This window comes from Streptomyces sp. NBRC 110035, from assembly GCF_000829695.1.
Lineage (GTDB): Bacteria > Actinomycetota > Actinomycetes > Streptomycetales > Streptomycetaceae > Streptomyces.
This window is the reverse complement of record NZ_BBNN01000011.1, coordinates 1-978: the sequence shown is the minus strand read 5'-3', so window position 1 is coordinate 978 and position 978 is coordinate 1. Positions and strand designations below refer to the sequence as shown.

Sequence of the window (978 nt, the reverse complement as noted above, 5' to 3'; positions counted from 1 at the left end):
CACCGTCGGCGAGCCGGACGGGGCGGGGTGCCGCAGCGTCGCCGTTCACTCGCGACACGACGCGGACGACGACCGCGGCTCCTGGGTCCTGCATGCCTCGGGCACGCTGGCCGACGAGACGACCGTCGTGCGCTCCGGCTTCGACACGTCCGTGTGGCCCCCGGAGGACGCCCGACCGGTCGACGTCACCGACTGCTACGACGTACTGGCCGAAGCCGGCCTCCGCTACGGACCGGTCTTCCGGGGCCTGCGTGCCGCCTGGCACCGGGGTGACGAGGTCTTCGCCGAGGTGGCGCTGGCCGACGCCGTCGACGGCGGCACCTTCGGTCTCCACCCGGCCCTGTTCGACGCCGCCCTGCACGCCTCCTTCGCCTTCGCCGGCGACGACGGTGACGAGACCCCGCTCGGCGGTGTGCCTTTCTCCTGGGAGGGCGTGCGCCTGCACGCCTCCGGCGCCTCGGCGCTGCGCGTCCGGCTGACCAGGACCGGTGACGACTCCCTGGCCGTCGAGCTGGCCGACCCGGCCGGCGCTCCCGTCGCCTCGGTGGAGTCCCTCGTCGTACGGTCCGCCTCGGCCACCGACGGCGGGTCCGGGAACAGCGCGAAGCCCCTCTACCACGTGGACTGGGTGCCCGCCCGTGCCGCAACCGGCACCCTTTCCCCTGAACCGGTCGCACTGCTCGGCGACGAGATCCTCGCTGCGATCGCCGCCGACGCGGACGGTCTGGTCACCGCCGAGGACCTCGAGACACTGGCGGCGAACGACGTGCCCGGCACGGTACTGGTCGCCGTGACGAACTCCCTGCCGGACGTCGTCGAGTCGGCGCACCGGGCGGCTGCTCGGGCCCTGGAGCTGGTGCGGGACTGGCTGGCGGAGGAGAGGTTCGCCACGTCCCGTCTGATCTTCGTCGTCGGCGCGTCCGACGGCACGGGGGAACTGACGGACGCCCCGGTCAGTGGTCTGGTGAGGTCGGCTGC

At 73.7% G+C, this 978-nt stretch carries 1 protein-coding gene; it reads left to right on the top strand.

The features are described 5' to 3' along the window. Nucleotides 1-978, top strand: a 978-nt coding sequence (locus tag TU30_RS00085; RefSeq protein WP_042162991.1) for a polyketide synthase dehydratase domain-containing protein, incomplete at both ends; no start/stop codon positions are given.